A 19,581-nucleotide genomic window follows, 5' to 3' on the forward strand; every position below is an offset into this window, starting at 1 on the left:
AGAGTCTATTAAGATAGTAATGTGCAATAATGAATTTCCATTGGAAGATGATGAGAACAATCATTTTTTATGAATTATCATCCCTGTTTTAAAAGTAATTTATTTCCTTATGTTATCTTTCAGTCTTATAGTAAAATCCAACTCACTCATCTTTATTTTATATGGGCAATTACCATGATACTACTTAAATACGCTAAGCCTTTCATCAATAGTTTAAATTATCTTTTGGAATATTGATCTCACTATACCGTTGCACATTGACGACTGGAATTATTAGCCCAATAATTGCATATTAATTAAACTCGTTATTAATATCCTCTAATCATTTTTATCAAATACTGACCATAGGCATTCATCTTCAACGCTTCTGCTAATATTTTAACCTGCTCCGCATCAATAAACCCTTTGCGATAAGCAATCTCTTCCGGGCACGCCACTTTCAGCCCCTGCCGCTCTTCAATGGTCGCAATAAAGTTACTGGCTTCAATCAGGCTCTGATGTGTACCGGTATCCAGCCAAGCAAAACCGCGTCCCATCATGGCAACGGACAGACGGCCCTGCTCCATATACAAACGGTTAATGTCAGTGATTTCCAGCTCACCACGTGGCGACGGTTTAAGGCTCTTCGCCATTTCAACCACGCTGTTGTCATAGAAGTAGAGCCCCGTCACGGCATAATTACTTTTTGGCTCAGCCGGTTTTTCTTCGAGACTGACAGCCGTGCCTTCTTTATCAAACTCTACGACGCCATAACGCTCAGGATCGTTTACGTGATAAGCAAATACAGTAGCACCGCTTTCTTTGTTCACAGCGGAGTCCATCAACTTCGGCAGGTCATGGCCATAAAAAATGTTGTCGCCCAGCACCAGTGCACAGTCATCGTCACCAATGAACTCTTCGCCGAGGATAAACGCCTGCGCCAAACCATCCGGACTCGGCTGGACTTTATACTGCAGGTTTAGGCCCCACTGACTGCCATCACCAAGCAGTTGCTCAAAGCGTGGCGTATCCTGAGGCGTGCTGATAATCAAAATGTCACGAATACCCGCCAGCATAAGCGTCGTCAGCGGGTAGTAAATCATTGGTTTGTCATAAATTGGCAGCAATTGTTTGCTGACAGCCATCGTCACAGGATACAGACGAGTTCCTGAGCCACCGGCTAAAATAATCCCTTTACGCGTTTTCATTTCATCATCTCTTTATGGGCAAAATGCCCATATACGGGCATTAAATTTAAGGTCAGACCGCAGTCGTCGTAAACAGCTCAGACAGCATTCGTTTTACCCCGGTTTGCCATTCAGGCAATACGAGATCAAAGTTTTGCTGGAATTTTTCCGTGTTTAGACGGGAATTATTTGGTCGACGAGCAGGAGTTGGGTAAGCACTAGTAGGCACCGCGTTAAGCTTTGTAATCGCTAGTTCGATACCTGCCTTACGTGCTTCGTCGAACACCAGCGCGGCATAGTCGTGCCAGGTTGTGACACCACTCGCAACAAGGTGGTAAAGACCCGCGACTTCGGGTTGTTTCATGGCTACACGAATCGCATGCGCCGTACAGTCTGCCAGCAATTCCGCGCCTGTCGGTGCGCCAAACTGATCGTTGATAACCGACATCTCCCTAAGCTCTTTGGCAAAACGCAGCATGGTTTTCGCGAAGTTATTTCCTTTGCCCGCATATACCCAGCTGGTACGGAAAATTAAGTGCCGGGCACAATTTTCCTGCAGTGCTTTTTCACCTGCCAGTTTGGTTTCGCCATAAACGTTCAGCGGTGCGGTTGCATCAGTTTCCAGCCATGGCTTCTCCCCATTGCCAGGAAAAACGTAATCCGTTGAATAGTGAACAAACCAGGCGCCAATTTTTTCCGCTTCTTTAGCGATAGCCTCTACGCTTGTGGCATTCAGCAGGCGGGCAAATTCCGGCTCTGACTCCGCTTTATCTACGGCGGTGTGCGCCGCCGCGTTGACGATGACATCCGGCTTAATGCGACGTACGGTTTCAGCAACGCCTTCCGGATTGCTGAAATCACCGCAATACTCGCTGGAGTGCACATCAAGAGCAATCAGATTACCTAAGGGGGCAAGCGAGCGCTGTAGTTCCCAGCCAACCTGCCCTGTTTTGCCAAAAAGTAGGATGTTCATTACTGACGAGCCCCGTAATTCTGCTCAATCCAGGTTTGATAGTTGCCGCTTTTCACGTTCTCAACCCATTTGGTGTTGGCCAGATACCACTGCACTGTTTTGCGGATCCCGCTCTCAAAGGTCTCTTGCGGCTTCCAGCCCAACGTTTGGCTAATCTTATCAGCATCGATGGCATAACGACGGTCATGACCCGGACGGTCAGTCACGTAGGTGATCTGATCGCGATACGAGCCCTCTTTAGGCACGATCTCATCGAGCAAATCGCAGATGGTATGCACCACATCCAGGTTCTGCTTCTCGTTGTGTCCGCCGATGTTGTAGGTCTCGCCTGGCTGCCCCTGGGTTACCACGATATAGAGCGCGCGAGCGTGATCCTCAACATACAACCAGTCGCGGATCTGATCGCCCTTGCCATAAATTGGCAGCGCTTTCCCCTCCAGCGCATTGAGGATCACCAGCGGAATCAGTTTTTCCGGGAAGTGATAAGGACCGTAGTTATTGGAGCAGTTGGTCACGATGGTCGGAAAACCGTAAGTACGTAACCATGCGCGAACAAGGTGATCGCTGGACGCCTTCGAAGCAGAGTAAGGGCTGCTTGGAGCATATGCCGTTGTTTCAGTGAATAGCGGCAGTGCTGCCGAGGCAGGATGCTCGTCCGGGTGCGGTAGATCGCCATAGACTTCATCCGTGGAGATGTGATGGAAGCGGAAGGCTTTTTTCGCCTCTTCGTCAAGCGTAGACCAGTATGCACGGCCCGCCTCCAGCAGCACATAGGTACCGACAATATTGGTCTCGATAAACGCAGCCGGTCCGGTAATGGAGCGATCAACGTGGCTTTCTGCCGCCAGATGCATCACCGCATCAGGTTTATGCTCGGCAAAAATACGGTCCATCGCTGTTTTATCGCAAATGTCCGCATGCTCAAAAGCGTAACGTGGGTTGTTGCTCACGTCAGCAAGAGATTCCAGGTTACCGGCGTAGGTCAATTTATCGACATTAACCACTGAATCCTGGGTATTTTGAATAATATGTCGTACAACCGCAGAGCCGATAAAACCCGCACCGCCAGTAACAAGAATTTTCACGCGTTCTTTTCCGTTAATTGATATCAGGATGGTCACATTCTGCAGCTGCTATTACAGCCTGAACAGAAATCAGACACGCTACCGCCCCTGGCTTAACAGCTACCAGTGCACTGAACGTGGTCATAAAGAGGTATTTCGCCGCCAGCCCCCAGCATAATGGCAACAGGGTAGCGCGCAAATCAATTAATAATTGTCGTCCTAAATGCTGGCAGAAACAAGGGAAAAATAGGGCTAATGAAACAAAAATCCAGCAGTTAACTCACTGAAAATTAGGAATTTATTTAAAAAAAGAAACGGCAGTGTCATTCACATGGCCTATGAAAGCCCGGAATGATCCACTGCCGTTCAGATTTCGACGAACAACGGTTAATTGTTATTTAAGAGCTTCATCATGCTTTCGCGGAACTTCTGCCCTTCTTTCAGGTTACGCAGGCCATACTGAACAAAGGCTTGCATGTATCCCAGTTTCTTACCGCAGTCGTAGCTGTCGCCGGTCATCAGCATAGCGTCCACAGACTGCTTTTTCGCCAGTTCAGCGATAGCATCCGTCAGCTGAATACGATCCCAAGCGCCTGGCTCGGTACGCTCCAGTTCAGCCCAGATTTCTGCGTTCAGTACATAGCGGCCTACGGCCATCAGATCGGAATCAAGCGTCTGCGGTTGATCCGGCTTCTCGATAAATTCAACGATACGGCTGACTTTACCCACAGTATCCAATGGCTCTTTGGTCTGAATAACGGAGTATTCAGACAGATCGCCTTTCATGCGCTTCGCCAGCACCTGGCTACGGCCCGTCTCGTTGAAACGCGCCACCATTGCTGCCAGGTTGTAGCGCAGCGGATCGGCAGAGGCGTTGTCCAGAATGATATCGGGCAGGACGACCACGAACGGGTTATCCCCCACGACAGGACGCGCGCACAGAATAGAGTGGCCCAGCCCCAGCGGCTGCGCCTGGCGAACGTTCATGATGGTCACGCCCGGTGGGCAGATGGACTGCACTTCCGCCAGCAGTTGACGCTTAACGCGCTGCTCCAGAAGGGCTTCAAGTTCGTAGGAGGTGTCGAAGTGGTTTTCTACCGCATTCTTGGAGGAGTGCGTAACCAGAACGATTTCTTTGATCCCTGCAGCAACAATCTCGTCGACGATGTACTGAATCATCGGCTTGTCAACGATCGGCAGCATCTCTTTAGGAATGGCTTTTGTGGCCGGGAGCATATGCATGCCGAGACCGGCTACCGGAATGACTGCTTTCAAATTAATCATATTTCTTCCACCTTAAAATGGTTGCCGAATTATAGCCCTTTACCCTGGTTTAGCCAGCACGAATTGCTACAAATCTTGAGAGGATGTTACGCAATTACAGCGTAAATTCCAGCAGATGCAATCCGAATACTCGCCCTTTAATTCCAGGAATCCTCGCAAAATGTTGTCTGGTTAATATCTAGCGCTTCGGCAGGTTAAAATTCAGCCGTTCCGTATTGATCGTATGATGGTCAATTCGGTCGATATCGACCGAACTTTGTCCTTTTTCATTAACCGCGTTAATGTTCGCCAGCGAAAGCAGCGTCTCGTCTCGCGCCATAAACTTCCCGCGCACATCTTTACGCAGATCGAAATTCAGCTTCAGGGCTGGGCCCCTCTCTGCATCCTGCATCACGTTGATATTGCGCATAAAAAGATGCTGAGGTTTATTATGGAACTCCAGAGAGGCGCGCTTCATCTCAAGGTTAGTGAGGGCCACGAACGAGGTTTTATTGCCGGAGGAGATCTGTATTCCGCGCAACTTTCGTGCAAGTTTCTGGTTATCCAGATGAATATTGTTGAGGCGAAAATTCTGCGGTATCGACAAATAGTCGCCTTTAATCACGCCGTAGCCAATTAACATCCCGGCGCTATCGGTCATCTCAACATTATCGATGACAAAATTATCGCAGCCATATATCGCAACCGTTGCGTTATCGATGCCCGCTTTCTTACTGAAGTCCGGGGAGATATTGCGGGCCTTAACATTACGAATGATAAAGTGTTTGCCGTTTTCAACATGCACCAGCTGGCGACAATTGCTCCCGGTGATATTGGCCACCACGAAGTTCTTTACCGTCTGGTCTTCAGGGTAGTTGTTGTCATAGATACTACCCGCCAGACCGATGCCGATACCCCAGTTAATTTTCCCGTTGGTGCAGTCAATATGGTCGATCACGTGGTCTGAGATCAGGATGTTTTTGTCATTAATCGCCACGTTCCATTCGACGGCGTCACCCTGCAGGTAGCTGAAATGACAGTTGGTAATCTTTACGCCATCCATCTGGTTATGAAACCCCTGGCGCAGGATCGCATAGTTGGCTTTAGTGACCCGCAGGTTGTCGATCAGCAGATTACGCATCACCCGCTTTTGTTTACCGCCAATGTAAATCTGGGTCACCGGGCCATAGCCGCTCATCGTCAGGCCCTGGATCACGCAGTCAGAACCGCGCACGTCGAGGGTGATGTTTTCGCTACGCCCCTTCCCTTCCCCGATTACCTTGCTGCCATCCTGCAATACCAGCCGCCCGCGGCCATTGCCGGTCATCGAACCGAGAATGCGCAGGGTTTTGCCCTCGGGAATAAAAATGGCGGCGTTGATGTTCTCGCAGGTGACGTCCGCAGGCACCACGACGGTATCACCCTCGGTAAAGGCCTTCTTAAATGCGGCAATGCCGTCACGAAGGTCATACTGGCTGATCTCTACCGTGACAGCGTTTTTGGCGGCCCGAACGCCGACCAGCGGCGCGGCCGCCAGCACGGAACAGGCGGTGACAAACGCGCGTCGCGTTATCTCTTTCGGCATATCGCCTCCCTTTTTAAAGCGTCTGTAGCAGAGTGGCTAACTGTCGATTGATAAGGTGTTGATTGAAATCGGTCTCCACCTTTTTGCGCGCATTGTGCAGCACAGGCGAAAGCTCCTGATGGGCAATCGCGGCAAACTGCTCCAGCTGATTAGCCAGTGCCTCCGGGTTATTCTCCTCCACCAGCCAGCCGGAATGGCCTGGTTCGATCAGTTCCGGAATACCGCTATGCACCGTGGAAACGACCGGTATGCCTACTGCCATAGCTTCCATCAGCGCCACCGGGATCCCCTCCATATCGCCATCCGTGCCGGTGACTGACGGGAGCAAAAAGAGGTCGGCAGCATCCAGCATGGCTTTAACCTCATGGCTGGGCTTGAACCCCGGCATTTCGACATACGCCTCCAGCTCATACTGTTCGATCAGGGTACGCAGACGACGTTCCCAGGGGCCAATACCGAGAATGCGATAGTGAAAATCCACCCCGCGCGCTTTCAGCTGGCGGCAGGCTTCGATCGCCACGTGCAGCCCTTTTTTCTCGGTCAGACGTGCAACAGAGATGATTTGCAGTGGGCTTCCCGGCGTTTTAACCGGCCGTTGGGTAAAGCGCTGCATATCCACGCCCATGCGTGAGACGGTAATTTTCTCGGGCGGGCAGCCCATATTTTTAAGGCGTTCGGCCCACAGGTCGCTTATCGGCAGCATCATATCGCCGCGCTGAAACAGGCGTTGATACTCAGGGGTATAGTGCGCCAATACCTCCCGGCTGGAGATGTCGATCCCGTGAAAGACGGTAGCGATTTTCCCCTCGATAACCCCCAACTCGCGCAGCTTGGCCGCCGTGACGCCTGCCGGGCCGAAGTGGGCGATAAACACATCTGCACGCCAGGGCCGCACCGTCTGGCCGCAAATGGCGGAGAGGATCAGGTTGCGCGACTCGGCACCATAGCGGGAGACGTTCAACGCCTTCCATGTGCCGGGACGGTGCAGCCCGCGCAGGGTCTGGCGGGCGCGGTAGCGCAGTTTCGCAAGCCGGCCCTGCGGCTCATCCTGTAACCAGCGGGTTTTGCTGGCCAGGTCGTACTGCGTCCATGCGGCGTGGGTATTTTGCGTGTCGCCCTTTTGCAGGGCGACGATCTCCACGTCATAACCCATATCAATAAACGCGGTGATCTGGTTCAGCACAAAGGTTTCGGACGAGAGCGGGAATTTCAGTAAGAAGAAACCAACCTTCATTTGCCCTCCCCGACCCGATCCAGCACCGATTTCACCATTTTGATGCCGTTTTCACGTTCGGCTTTCACCGCTACCGCCAGGCGTTCGTTGATGGCTGGCAGCTGGCCGAGGGTATCGCCGACCATTGCCCCCAGGGAGCCGTCCAGCAGATGACGAATATCCACCGCCATCTCTGGCATGCCCAGCTGCTGCATGATCCCGGCAGACTTGTGTTCGTAGTTAATCGCGATGGCCGGGGTGCCGAAGTTCATAGAGATAATGGCCGAATGCAGACGTGTGCCTACAGTCAGATCGCAGGCACCCAGCAGCTTGCCCATCTCCAGATCGTTAAGTTCGTCCATCACTACGTGGTAGCGGGACGGATCGCTGACGTGCTGGCGCAGATTGAGCGCCACCATACGATCATCTTTGTTGTAGCTGTCGATCCCGGTACAGGTGGAGAGCGCCAGCACCTGATAGCCGCTATCCAGCACCCGGTTAACCACCTCGGCAAAGGCCTTTTCATAGGCCGCCTGGGTGGTACCCAGACGCTTATCAAACGGCGCCAGCTCACGCAGGGTGATGGCGACAGTCTTCTGCTGCGCCGCCACGTTCAGCCAGTGCTGCACGGCATAGCTGGGGGTGAAATTCGCTTCCTGATGATCCACCAGCCAGGCGGTATCCACTCCTTGCTCTACCTTGCTTGTGTCGATCTCGCTGCGCTGCATCAGATTCAGGCTCACCGACTCGCGCAGGATCAGCGCGTCACAGTGACCAAATACGTAGTTCGCCAGCTGGTTGAACTGGGGATCCTGGAACGGTCCGACGCTGTGGCCGACCATAAACAGCGGCTTTTTCGCCATAGAGGTGCAGAGCGCATGCTCGAACTGCGGCACGCCGTAGAGATCAACGAAGAAGGATCCCCCCACCTGGATGATGGCATCGTAGCCGGAGAGCAGGCGGACAAAATCGGTAAAGCCCTGGGCGATGGCGATGTTGCGCAGCTTACCGGTGTCGGTCACCCGTGACAGCAGGACCTGATGCTGATAGCGACGGCGCAGCACCTTTTTCACGCGGCCCATCATGCCCGCGGCGCTGTTATGCTGCTTCATCTGGCTGTAGAGCGGATCGCCCATCACCGGGCGGTTCAGCAGCCAGGAGGAGCTGACCGGGTAACGGCTCATCACATCCACTTCTGTCTCCGGAGACAGGGCGTAAATCGCATCAAGCAGGCCGCGCAGAATGGCGCTGTCACCACGGTTGCCACAGGTATGGTTGCCCAGAATCAATAATTTCATAATAACCTCTTAAAAATTCCCCTCCCCAGCGGAGAGGGGGAGGAAATAATTAACCTGCGCGAAGCAGCGTTTTTATCTTTTCGTTGCGGCAGAACTGGCGCTTGATCTCCACCACCAGCGCGTTCCGCGACAGCACAATCATCACCGCGAAGGCCAGGGCGCCCGCGGCGACCTGCACCGCCAGCAACGCCGCCAGCGGCAGATGGCCATTCAGGGCCAGCCCTAAGCCATAGCTCACGGCAAGGGTTGGCAGTGAGAGGTAAAATGGCAGCCACAGGCTCAGCATGTACTGGCGATAGCTGGAGCCCAGCACCGGCTTAATCATCACGAAGTAGCTCAGGATGGTGTTGACGATCTGCACCAGCAGGAAGCCCAGCGTGACGCCCATCGCGCCCGCCAGATGGCCGCCAATAACGATCGCCGGAATAAACAGGAAAGTTTTGAAGACGTTGAATTTAAAGCTGATATCGACGCGGGCTTTGGCCATCAGCAGCGATCCAATCGGGTTGCCGACGGAGCGCAGTAGCCCCACCACGCACAGCAGTTGCAGGATCGGCACAATGCTCAGCCACTTCTCACCGAATACCAGCGGCACCAGATTGCCGGAGACCACCATCAGCCCCAGCAGGGTCGGAAAGTTAATGATCCCCACTACCGACAGCAGCTTGTAGAAGTTGATCCTGAGCTTGTCGGTATCGTCCTGAATTTTGGCAAACGCCGGGAACAGCACGCGGGTGATGATCGGATTGAGCTTCATCGGCGGCACCACCGCCACGTTGTACGCCAGGTTATAGCCCCCGGCGACGCTGGCACCGAGAATGCGCGCCAGTACAAGAGTGGAGAGGTTGGTGTTGACGTAGTTGATAATGCTGTCGGCGGTCAGCCAGGCACCAAAGCGCAGGTTGGACGACACTGATGCGAGCGAGAAGTGGAAGCCCGGACGGTAGATTTTGCGCCCGAAGTAGCCAAACAGCAGCGTGCGCACGGCAGAGTTAACCAGATACCCAAGGATGGCGGTTAACGCCCACGGCCAGAAATGGGCGCTGATCACGGTAAAGGTAAATCCGGCCAGCACCGAGCTGGTCTCGATCATGCCGATCTTGCTGAACTCCAGCTCCTTTTGCATCAGCGCGCGGAACTGCTGCCCGTGGGGGATCACCACAAACGCGAACGACAGTGTACGCATCAGCGGTGCCAGCTCCGGGTTGTTCAGCGCCAGGGCAATGGCATCACTCAGCAGGAACAGCGCCACGAACACCAGGATGCCGAGGCCGACGTTCAGCCAGTAGAGGGTGGTCAGCTCCAGCTGGCTAATCTCTTTGCGCTGAATAATGGAGTTGGCGATGCCGAAATCTGACAGCGTATCGGCGAGGGCGATAATCACCAGCGAGACAGTCAACAGGCCAAACTGGTGGTTATCAATAATGCGCGCCAGCACCGTCATCTGTACCAGCCCGAGGCCGATGATGATCACCGTGGCGATAGCCGACCACTTTGCCCCGCTGAGGGTTTTTTCACGTAAGCTCATGTCAGTACGCCGCTTTGTTCACGAAGCCCTTGAAGACGGTCAGGAAAACGATTTTGATATCGAACCAGAGGCTCCACTCGCGGATGTACTCCAGGTCGAACTCAATGCGTTTTTCCATCTTCTCCAAGGTGTCGGTTTCGCCGCGCCAGCCGTTGATCTGCGCCCAGCCGGTGATGCCCGGCTTCACTTTATGGCGCAGCATGTAACCTTCGATAAGCTGACGATACTGCTCGTTATGGGCCACCGCATGCGGGCGCGGGCCGACAATCGACATGCCTCCGGTTAACACATTAATAAACTGCGGCAGTTCGTCGAGCGAGGTGCGGCGCAGGAAGTTACCGACGCGGGTCACGCGCGGGTCATTTTGCGTCGCCTGGGTCACCACCTCGTCGTTCTCCATCACCTTCATGGAGCGGAATTTCCACACCATGATCGGCTTACCATCCATACCGTAACGGGTCTGCCGGAAGATCACCGGCCCCTTTGACGTGAGCTTCACCGCCAGCGCAATGGCGCACAGCACCGGGGAGATCAGCAGCAGGATCAGGGATGACAGCACGATGTCCTCCACGCGCTTCAGCACCCGGTTGAGGCCGGAGAGCGGCGTGTCATACAGGGGAACCACCGGCACGCCGTTCACCTCTTCAATACGGGAGTGCAGGATGTTAAAGGTGAACACATCCGGGATGAGGATTACCGAGCAGGTGGTGTCTGCCAGCTTACGCATCAGGGTTTTGATGCGGGCCTCGTCACTCATCGGCATGGCGATATAGACGTTATGAATTTTGCCCGCTTTGGCATCGTCAATCAGCTGAGAATAGTTCCCGGCCCAGTCAGCGGATACGCCGCCAGGCTGCGCGTCGTGATAAACACCCACTACGTCAAAGCCCAGCCACGGCTCTTTGCGAAAACCGTCAAGCAGTGCCAGCCCGGCCGGCAGGCTGCCGGCCACCGCCACCCGGCGGGTGTTGTAGCCGCGGTTACGCAGCCAGCCCGCACCAAAACGGATAAGCGAGCGGCAGACTACCATCCCCACGCTGGTCAACAGGTACCAGGCGAAATAGGTGGCAAAGCGATTATCAAAGTCATTATTGAAGGCCACCAGCCCGAAGCTGAAGACCAGGCTTAAGGTCCAGTTCTGCAACAGCAGCAATAGCTCGGTGGCGATCTTGACGCCCCGCCATGAGCGGTAGAAGTCGGTCATCCCGCCGATCATCTGGAAGACCACCAGCGCGATCAGCGCCATCAGCAGATGCATGTAGAGGAACGGCAGCCCGCTGATTTTACACACCATCCACAAGCCACCGAACATGATGGTGATATCAGAAAAACGCTGCACCATAGAGATTAACGATGCATTCGTTTTGGCTCGCTCGCGCTTTTTTAGATTTGTCATCGTTGTTCCTGTTTCAGGGCCCCCTCCCCCAACGGGAGAGGGGGAAAGGTTACTGATTCAACAGCGCCATAATGTCCTGTGTTCGCGCCGCCATCAGCGCCGCATCGGCACGGGATTCCACGTTCAGGCGCACCACCGGCTCGGTGTTCGACGAGCGCAGGTTGAAGCGCCACTGCGGGAAGGTCATGCTGATACCGTCGGTACGGTCGATCTCCAGCGCGTGCAGGGCAAAGTGGTGCTCCACGCGGGCAATCGCCTCGGCAGGTGCCGCCAGCGTGCTGTTGATCTCCCCGCTCGCCGGGAAGGCGGCCATGCGGTCGCGCACCAGTTCACCCAGCGACTGGCCCTTCAGGCACAGCAGCTCGGTCACCAGCAGCCACGGGATCATCCCGCTGTCGCAGTAGGCAAAATCGCGGAAGTAGTGGTGGGCACTCATCTCGCCGCCATAAATCGCGTCTTCTTCGCGCATCCGCTCTTTGATAAAGGCGTGACCGGTTTTGGACATAACCGGCGTGCCGCCTGCCGCGGAGACCACATCCACCGTATTCCAGGAGAGGCGTGGGTCATGAATGATGCGCGAGCCGGGGTTTTTCTCGAGGAAGGCTTCCGCCAGCAGGCCGACGATGTAGTAGCCTTCGATAAACTGCCCCTTTTCGTCGAACAGGAAGCAGCGGTCGAAGTCGCCGTCAAAGGCGATGCCCATATCGGCACCGTGCTCGATCACCGCGTTGCGGGTATCGTCGCGGCACTCAGGCAGCAGCGGATTTGGAATACCGTTCGGGAAGGTGCCGTCCGGGGTGTTGTGCACTTTGACGAAGGTGACCGGCACGTTAAGCGCCTTAAAGCGCGCTTCCAGGGCATCCACCACCGGGCCTGCGGCGCCGTTGCCGGAGTTGATGACCAGCTTCAGCGGCTTGAGGTTCGCCACATTGATGTAGCCCAGCAGGTGATCGATGTAAGCATCACGCAGATCGATTTTCTTATAGCTACCGCGCGTTGACTCGTTCACCGGCGGGAAGTCGTTGGCTTCCGCCAGACGCTGAACGTCGCGCAGGCCGGTATCGCCGCTGATCGGGCGCGCACCCTCGCGCACCAGCTTCATGCCGTTGTAGTCCATCGGATTGTGGCTGGCGGTCACTTCGATCCCGCCGTCGACGCCTAAATGGAAGGTGGCGAAATAGATCTCTTCGGTACCGGAAAGGCCGATATCCAGCACATCCACGCCCGCGTCCTGCAGCCCTTTCGCCAGCGCCAGCTTTAACGCTTCGCTGGTCAGGCGCACGTCGCCGCCCAGCACGATGGTTTTCGGCTTTAAATATTCGCCGTACGCGCGGCCAATGCGCCACGCAATGTCCTCATTCAGCTCTTCACCCAGCTTGCCGCGAATGTCGTAGGCTTTAAAACAAGTTAACTTTTGCATCATTACCCCTTTTTCAGGCAATAGTTGGCCCGCCCGATATACAGGCCAATTTGATTTTTTTGTTTTCGTAGGCCCGGTAAGCGCAGCGCCACCGGGCAAAATGTGTGAGTGCTACACCCTGCCGTATCTGTCCTCAAATCGGACGATATCGTCCTCTTCCAGATACGATCCTGAGCGCACTTCAATCAGATCGAGAGGGATTTTTCCTGGGTTTTCCAGGCAGTGCGTCGCCCCCAGCGGGATATAAATCGATTCGTTCTCACCGAGCAGGGTCTCAACATTGTCGATAGTGACTTTGGCGGTACCTGCCACCACTACCCAGTGTTCCGCGCGGTGGTGATGCATCTGTACCGACAGCCCCTCGCCCGGTTTAACGGTGATACGTTTCACCTGATAACGGTCGCCTTCGTCGATGGAGTCATATTTCCCCCACGGACGATAGACTTCGCGGTGAATGTGGTGCTCATGGCGGCCATCGGCCTTGATCTGCTCCACCACTTTTTTGACGTCCTGCACCGCGTTGCGATCGGCAATCAGTACCGCGTCTTTGGTCTGTACCACCACCAGATCCTTCACCCCAACAGTGGTGACCAGACCCGATTCGGCATAGACATAGCTGTTCTCGGTTTTATGGCTGATCACATCTCCGTGATGAACGTTACCTTCCGGCGTGTGGGCGCTGATCTCCCATAGGGATGACCAGGAGCCGACGTCGCTCCAGCCCGCATCCATCGGCACCACCACCGCATCGGCGGTGCGTTCCATTACTGCGTAATCCACTGACTCCTCCGGGCAGGCAAGGAACGCGGCTTCGTCCACGCGGATAAAGTCCAGATCCGGGTCGACGGTGGCCATTGCGCGTTCGCAGGCTTCAAGGATGTCCGGGCGGTACTTTTGCAGCTCTTCCAGATAGCGTCCGGCGCGGAACAGGAACATACCGCTGTTCCAGTAGTACTCGCCGCTGGCGACATAGGCCTGAGCGGTTTCCAGATTCGGCTTCTCAACGAACTGCGCGACGTCAAAGGCCAGGCTGTCGCCCTCCCCCGGCGTGACGTTGCCGCGACGGATATAACCATAGCCGGTCTCCGGCAGGTCCGGCACGATGCCGAAGGTGACCAGCTTGCCGCTTTCGGCATAAGGAATGGCGGCGCGCACCGCATCGCGGAACGCCTCTTCCTGCTGGATCACATGATCTGCTGCCAGCACCAGCATCAGCGGATCGCAATCGGGGCTGCTGCGCTTCGCCGCCAGCGCGGCGAGGGCGATGGCCGGGGCGGTGTTGCGTCCGGCAGGCTCCAGAATGATGTTTTCGGTGAGCTTGTTCAGCTGACGCAGCTGCTCAGCGACGATAAAACGGTGCTGTTCGTTACAGATCACCACCGGGCTTTCGCAATCTACGCCATTAAGACGGTTTACCGTGGTCTGCAGCATAGTGAGTTCCCCTTTCAGGCAGAGGAACTGTTTCGGATAGAGCACGCGGGAGAGTGGCCATAACCGGCTACCTGAGCCACCCGCCATCACAACCGGGTACAACGTATTCTTATTCATGATTTATCCCCGAATATCTGCAATAAACTGGTTCAGCACGTTCTCTTTCTCGAGCGTGCGTTCGGCATAGTCACGCGCGATCGCGTTCTCTTTGGGCATATTCAGCGCCCGTTCGATCCCGGCCACCAGGGCGGGTACCGACTCCGGTTCGACGCACACCGCGATCCCTGGCTGGGTGTCGCACAGCTGGCCCAGCTCGGTATGGGCTTCGGCGGTGATCACCGCGTTGCCGCCCACCGCCAGAATGTTGGTCAGCTTGGAGGGCAGAACGGCATCCGCCGCGCCGCGCTTTTGTACAACCAGATGGCAATCGGCCATCTTCAGCAGCGCCGGTAAGGCCTCGTAAGGCTGCAGCGGCAGGAAAGTGATGTTTTGCAGGCCGCGCTCCTGGGCCAACTTTTGCAGCCGCGCTTTGCCACCGCCCTGGCCGACAATCACAAACTGCCAGGGCTGGTCGCGGAGCTTTTCAGCGGCATCAATAACGTTCTCAAGCCCCTGCTTCTCACCGATGTTGCCCGAATAGAGAATGATTTTTTTGGCTTCTGGCAGACCCAACTGCTCGCGCAGGGCCGCCGCCTCAACAACAGTCACGTCGCGAAAACGCGCCACTTCCGACCAGTTTGGAAAGAAGATCACCTTCTCCGCCGCTACGCCCTTCTCCTGCGCTTTGTTCATCATTGAGCGGGAGATGGTCGAGACGTAATCGACGTTATGCAGGCTGCTGCGCTCGAAGGCGCTGGCCAGTTTCGCCACTTTGCCGCCCTTGCCTTTCCCGGCCATTCCCAGGCCCAGCATGGCGTCCACTTCGTAATCCTGAATGTGCAGCAGGGTGCGGGCGCCTGAGAGCTTGCCCAGCAGGCGCATACCTGGAGTGCAAAACAGGGTCGGCACCACGCCGATAATGCGATCCGGCTTCCAGCGACGTTGCGCCATCAGCGGGAAGAAACTGCTCAGGGCAAAGCTGCCCAGATGAATCAAACGCTTTAAGGTCGAGGGCTGCTTTGGCACGTAAAGCGGACAGCGCCAGACGGTCGCGGCCCCCTCTTCGCGGCGGTAGCGCCAGCTGGAATAGTCCTCGTCCACCTGCCACTCCGGGTAATAAGGCGGTGCGGTAATGACCCGCACCTCATGGCCCTGACGGGCCATCCACTCCACCATCTCGCCGGTGTACTTACCGATGCCGGTCAGCTCCGGCGAGTAGTTAATGCCGTATACGAGAATTTTCATAAGCCCGGCACTCCGGCCTGCTTCAGAAAATAGGCCCGGCTGTTGTCATGGACGTTATCGCTTGCCAGCAGCGCGTCGGGCGTCAGCCAGCGATAGTCGTCATGCTGCGCATCAGGCAGATGCAGCTCTGCCTGGTTCACCTTCAGGCGGAAACCGAGCACCACATAGTGGGTGGTGAAATCGGTGCCGGAAAAGTTGTCGTCATAGAAGTGCTGCCAGACCCCGTAGAACTGCCCTGCCGTCATCGGCAGACGGAGCCCCAGCTCCGCCTGCGTCAGACGCGCAAAGGCATTTTCCAGCGTCTCATCTTTCTGCACCCGCCCACCCGGCACGAACCAGTAGCCCTGTGCCGGACGATTGGTGCGCTGTCCGAGCAGGAACTCGCCACGCTCGTTCTCCACAATCAGATCGATGGAGATCAGCGGCGTGGAACGCACTACCGTGGCAAAATCTTCCTGACTTAAAAACATATCTACCCCCGGAAGCGGTGCTGATTTTCCAGGAACCACTGGTAGGTGCTGGCCAGCCCCTGGGCCAGCGTCACCTCGTGGAACCAGCCCAGCTGGTGCAGACGGGTCACGTCCAGCAGCTTGCGCGGGGTGCCGTCGGGTTTAGTGGCATCGAAGGCCACGCGGCCCTTGTACCCCACCACCTCAGCGATGGTTTCAGCCAGTTCGCGGATGGTGCAGTCCACCCCGGTGCCAACGTTGATGTGCGACAGCATCGGCTCGGTGTTCTCCTGCCACACCTCACGGGCCAGCTCCATCACATGAATGCTGGCGGCAGCCATATCATCCACGTGCAGGAACTCGCGCATCGGCGTACCGCTGCCCCACACCACCACTTCCGGTGCGTTGCTGACGGTGGCTTCATGGAACCGGCGCAGCAGCGCCGGGATCACATGGGAGTTGCTCGGGTGGAAGTTATCGTTCGGGCCGTACAGGTTGGTCGGCATCACCGAACGATAGTCGCGGCCATACTGGCGGTTGTAGGACTCGCACAGCTTGATCCCGGCAATCTTGGCAATCGCGTAGGGCTCGTTAGTTGCCTCGAGCGTACCCTGCAGTAGCTCGCTCTCGGCAATAGGCTGCTTCGCCATCTTCGGGTAGATACAGGATGAGCCGAGGAACAGCAGCTTGTTCACGTTGTGCAGGTGCGCCGCGTGAATGATGTTGCTCTCGATCATCATGTTCTCGTAGATGAAATCCGCCGGGTAGGTATTGTTGGCGACAATCCCCCCCACTTTTGCCGCCGCCAGATAGACCTGGTCGATGCGCTGTTCAGCAAAGAAAGCCTCGACTGCTTGCGCATCCAGCAGGTTAAGCTCGTCGCGGGTGCGCAGCACCAGCTCGACGTTGCCGCGCTGCTCCAGCTGGCGAACAATCGCCGAACCCACCATCCCGCGATGTCCGGCAACAAAAATACGTTGTTTGGTCATTCTCAGGACTCCAGCGCGATGGCAACCTCGTAGCCGTGGGATTTAAGCAAGGAGTGTTTTTTCGCCGCTTCGAGATCTTTTGCCACCATCTCGGAAACCATCTCCTGCAGCGTGGTTTCTGGTTTCCAGCCCAGTTTTTCGTGCGCTTTGGTCGGGTCGCCCAGCAGGGTTTCTACCTCGGCAGGACGGAAGTAGCGCGGGTCAACTTCCACAATCACATCGCCCGGCTGTACGCCCGGTGCGTCGTGGCCGGTTACGGAGACCACAATCCCTTTCTCGTCTACGCCGGTGCCTTCGAAGCGCAGCTTGATGCCCAGCTGGGCAGCAGCCATCTCAACGAACTGACGCACGGAGTACTGCACGCCGGTGGAGATAACGAAGTCTTCCGGTTTTTCCTGCTGCAGCATCATCCACTGCATTTTTACGTAGTCTTTGGCATGGCCCCAGTCACGCAGGGAGTCCATGTTGCCGAGGTGCAGCTTCTTCTCCAGGCCCTGGGCGATGTTGGCGATCGCGCGGGTGATCTTACGGGTCACGAAGGTCTCGCCACGGCGCGGAGACTCGTGGTTGAATAGGATGCCGTTGCAGGCGTACATGCCGTAGGATTCACGGTAGTTAACGGTGATCCAGTAGGCGTACATTTTTGCCACCGCATACGGAGAGCGCGGGTAGAACGGGGTGGTCTCTTTCTGCGGGATCTCCTGCACCAGGCCGTACAACTCGGAAGTGGAGGCCTGATAGAAACGGGTCTTCTTCTCAAGACCGAGGAAACGAATCGCTTCCAGCAGACGCAGGGTGCCGATGGCGTCAACGTCAGCGGTGTATTCCGGGGATTCGAAGGAGACGGCCACGTGGCTCATCGCGCCCAGGTTATAGACTTCATCCGGCTGGACTTCCTGCAGAATACGGGTCAGGTTGGAGGTATCGGTCAGATCGCCGTAGTGCAGATGGAATTTCGGGTTCGCCGCGTGCGGATCCTGATAGATATGATCCACGCGCTCGGTGTTAAAAGAGGAGGCACGACGTTTGATTCCGTGCACTTCGTAGCCTTTTTCCAGCAGGAGTTCCGCCAGATAAGAACCATCCTGTCCGGTTACGCCGGTGATGAGAGCGACTTTAGACATGTTTATTTTCTCCAGACTTATCAGAAGTTATTCAGTTTCAACGCGTTCGCGTATCACCACTGCGGGATTGCCACGGCAAAGCCTGTTTGCCGGTAGCGACTTAAAAACACTGCTGCGCGCACCAATAACGGTGCCATTGCCAATGGAGACGCCGGGGGCGACAAATACGTCGGTCGCCAGCCAGCATTTCTCGCCAATGGTGATTGGCTGCGCATTAATATCAAAATGTTGACTCATATAATCGTGGCTGCCGGTACAGAGGTAGCATTTCTGAGATACCACTGCATTCGCGCCAATCGAAATTTCACCCAGCGTATATAACACCGCGTCGTCACCAACCCAGGCGTTATCCCCAAGGGTTAATTTCCATGGGTAAGTAATTTTTACCGACGGGCGAATGACTACGTTTTTTCCGATTTTTGCACCGAAGCTGCGTAATAAAAATGCGCGCCAGCGATACATAATTTGTGGGGACCAGGCAAATAATGTCGCCTGTACCGCCCACCATAACTGCACCTTAATCCCCCCTGCGCCACGAAATCCTTTTGGCACAGAGAAGCCGCTTAATTCCTGCATACTTTTTCCTTATATTCAGACTTTGTTATATAAGGCTTTGGCTTTACCCGTGGTTTTAAGACGTAATAAATAAGATAATTCCGCCCATACGCCCGGTACGCGTAATATGTCGCGTTGCACCTTGCGGGCATCCTGGCATAATTCCAGATTATTCGACGTTGACACGCCGCCCATCGAAAATTCAGAAACCAGACCTGGCAGACGTTTAAAAGGATATCCGGCTTTATACAGCCGAGCGGCCAGAGCGTAATCCGATGAAACGCGGTACTGCAGATCGTACGGGTACGTTTTTAACCCGCTCAGCGGAAAGAAAATCGCCTGATGGCTGGCCGGCAGGCTGTGATAAATATACCAGCCCGGTTTCGCCGTACGGCACACTTTATTTCCATCACCGAAATCAAGTAACGCATCGCCCATATACATAGCGTTATCCTGGACTCGAACGAGTTGACGGACAAACTGCGCTACGTCGTCATGAAAAATATCGCCGGAATTAAGGAAGATGGCATAGCGCCCCTGCGCCATGTCGATACCTTTATTCATGGCATCGTAGATACCGCGATCTTTCTCGCTGATGTAGCGTAAGTTATACTCACCATTCAGTTTTTCGAGGAATTCTGCGGTGCCGTCGTTCGAACCACCATCCACCACAATCCATTCAAAGTTGAGGCTGGGATCGCCTGCCAGATTGCGCAGCGACCGCCAGGTTTTTACCACGCCCTCGTAGTTACGAAAGGCGACAGTAATAACGCTTAGTAACAT

At 55.3% G+C, this 19,581-nt stretch carries 17 protein-coding genes; all 17 read right to left on the reverse strand.

Annotated elements, in window-relative coordinates:
* Nucleotides 1-308 precede the first annotated feature (308 nt).
* The 17 genes from rfbA to wcaE all read right to left on the reverse strand — a co-directional run bounded on the left by rfbA (nucleotide 309) and on the right by wcaE (nucleotide 19,581).
* Complete coding sequence (rfbA, locus tag FHC51_RS19760; protein ID WP_220436408.1) at nucleotides 309-1,187, reverse strand: glucose-1-phosphate thymidylyltransferase RfbA; 879 nt, start codon at nucleotides 1,185-1,187, stop codon at nucleotides 309-311.
* Between the two features lie 52 nt (nucleotides 1,188-1,239).
* Nucleotides 1,240-2,139 (reverse strand): dTDP-4-dehydrorhamnose reductase, encoded by a 900-nt coding sequence (gene rfbD, locus FHC51_RS19765; RefSeq protein WP_220436409.1) that lies wholly within the window; start codon nucleotides 2,137-2,139, stop codon nucleotides 1,240-1,242.
* On the reverse strand, nucleotides 2,139-3,224 hold the full coding sequence (rfbB, locus tag FHC51_RS19770) for a dTDP-glucose 4,6-dehydratase (RefSeq protein WP_220436410.1): 1,086 nt from the start codon (nucleotides 3,222-3,224) through the stop codon (nucleotides 2,139-2,141). The genes rfbD and rfbB overlap by 1 nt, the downstream gene beginning before the upstream one ends.
* A 366-nt stretch (nucleotides 3,225-3,590) precedes the next feature.
* Entirely contained in the window at nucleotides 3,591-4,487 is an 897-nt protein-coding gene (gene galF, locus FHC51_RS19775; protein WP_220436411.1) for a GalU regulator GalF, read from the reverse strand.
* 178 nt (nucleotides 4,488-4,665) lie between these two features.
* Entirely contained in the window at nucleotides 4,666-6,051 is a 1,386-nt protein-coding gene (gene wcaM, locus FHC51_RS19780) for a colanic acid biosynthesis protein WcaM (RefSeq protein ID WP_220436412.1), read from the reverse strand.
* A 13-nt stretch (nucleotides 6,052-6,064) separates the two neighbouring features.
* Nucleotides 6,065-7,285 carry a colanic acid biosynthesis glycosyltransferase WcaL gene (wcaL, locus tag FHC51_RS19785; RefSeq protein WP_220436413.1) on the reverse strand — a complete coding sequence of 407 codons (1,221 nt, stop codon included), beginning with the start codon at nucleotides 7,283-7,285 and terminating at the stop codon, nucleotides 6,065-6,067.
* A complete protein-coding gene (gene wcaK / locus FHC51_RS19790) occupies nucleotides 7,282-8,562 on the reverse strand; it encodes a colanic acid biosynthesis pyruvyl transferase WcaK (RefSeq protein WP_220436414.1) in 1,281 nt (426 codons plus the stop codon). Before wcaK ends, wcaL begins: the two co-directional genes overlap by 4 nt.
* 49 nt (nucleotides 8,563-8,611) lie before the next feature.
* Nucleotides 8,612-10,090 carry a colanic acid undecaprenyl disphosphate flippase WzxC gene (gene wzxC / locus FHC51_RS19795; RefSeq protein WP_220436415.1) on the reverse strand — a complete coding sequence of 493 codons (1,479 nt, stop codon included), beginning with the start codon at nucleotides 10,088-10,090 and terminating at the stop codon, nucleotides 8,612-8,614.
* A 1-nt stretch (nucleotide 10,091) separates the two neighbouring features.
* Nucleotides 10,092-11,486: an undecaprenyl-phosphate glucose phosphotransferase gene (gene wcaJ, locus FHC51_RS19800; protein ID WP_156239307.1), complete on the reverse strand. Its 1,395-nt coding sequence runs from the start codon at nucleotides 11,484-11,486 to the stop codon at nucleotides 10,092-10,094.
* Nucleotides 11,487-11,535: 49 nt separating this feature from the next.
* Nucleotides 11,536-12,906 (reverse strand): colanic acid biosynthesis phosphomannomutase CpsG, encoded by a 1,371-nt coding sequence (gene cpsG, locus FHC51_RS19805; RefSeq protein WP_156654870.1) that lies wholly within the window; start codon nucleotides 12,904-12,906, stop codon nucleotides 11,536-11,538.
* A gap of 111 nt (nucleotides 12,907-13,017) precedes the next feature.
* A complete protein-coding gene (gene cpsB / locus FHC51_RS19810; protein ID WP_103180216.1) occupies nucleotides 13,018-14,454 on the reverse strand; it encodes a mannose-1-phosphate guanyltransferase in 1,437 nt (478 codons plus the stop codon).
* Between the two features lie 3 nt (nucleotides 14,455-14,457).
* Nucleotides 14,458-15,681, reverse strand: coding sequence for a colanic acid biosynthesis fucosyltransferase WcaI (gene wcaI, locus FHC51_RS19815; protein ID WP_220436416.1), 1,224 nt, complete (start codon nucleotides 15,679-15,681; stop codon nucleotides 14,458-14,460).
* Complete coding sequence (locus FHC51_RS19820) at nucleotides 15,678-16,151, reverse strand: GDP-mannose mannosyl hydrolase (RefSeq protein ID WP_103180218.1); 474 nt, start codon at nucleotides 16,149-16,151, stop codon at nucleotides 15,678-15,680. Before FHC51_RS19820 ends, wcaI begins: the two co-directional genes overlap by 4 nt.
* Nucleotides 16,152-16,153: 2 nt before the next feature.
* Nucleotides 16,154-17,119 carry a GDP-L-fucose synthase gene (locus FHC51_RS19825; RefSeq protein WP_103180219.1) on the reverse strand — a complete coding sequence of 322 codons (966 nt, stop codon included), beginning with the start codon at nucleotides 17,117-17,119 and terminating at the stop codon, nucleotides 16,154-16,156.
* 2 nt (nucleotides 17,120-17,121) lie between these two features.
* Nucleotides 17,122-18,243 carry a GDP-mannose 4,6-dehydratase gene (gene gmd, locus FHC51_RS19830; protein WP_220436417.1) on the reverse strand — a complete coding sequence of 374 codons (1,122 nt, stop codon included), beginning with the start codon at nucleotides 18,241-18,243 and terminating at the stop codon, nucleotides 17,122-17,124.
* A 27-nt stretch (nucleotides 18,244-18,270) separates the two neighbouring features.
* Nucleotides 18,271-18,819, reverse strand: a complete 549-nt coding sequence (gene wcaF / locus FHC51_RS19835; RefSeq protein ID WP_103825081.1) for a colanic acid biosynthesis acetyltransferase WcaF — start codon at nucleotides 18,817-18,819, stop codon at nucleotides 18,271-18,273.
* A gap of 15 nt (nucleotides 18,820-18,834) precedes the next feature.
* Nucleotides 18,835-19,581: a colanic acid biosynthesis glycosyltransferase WcaE gene (gene wcaE / locus FHC51_RS19840; protein WP_220436418.1), complete on the reverse strand. Its 747-nt coding sequence runs from the start codon at nucleotides 19,579-19,581 to the stop codon at nucleotides 18,835-18,837.

The sequence above is a fragment of the Leclercia sp. EC_58 genome, assembly GCF_019584355.1.
In the GTDB taxonomy this organism is placed as follows: Bacteria; Pseudomonadota; Gammaproteobacteria; order Enterobacterales; family Enterobacteriaceae; genus Enterobacter.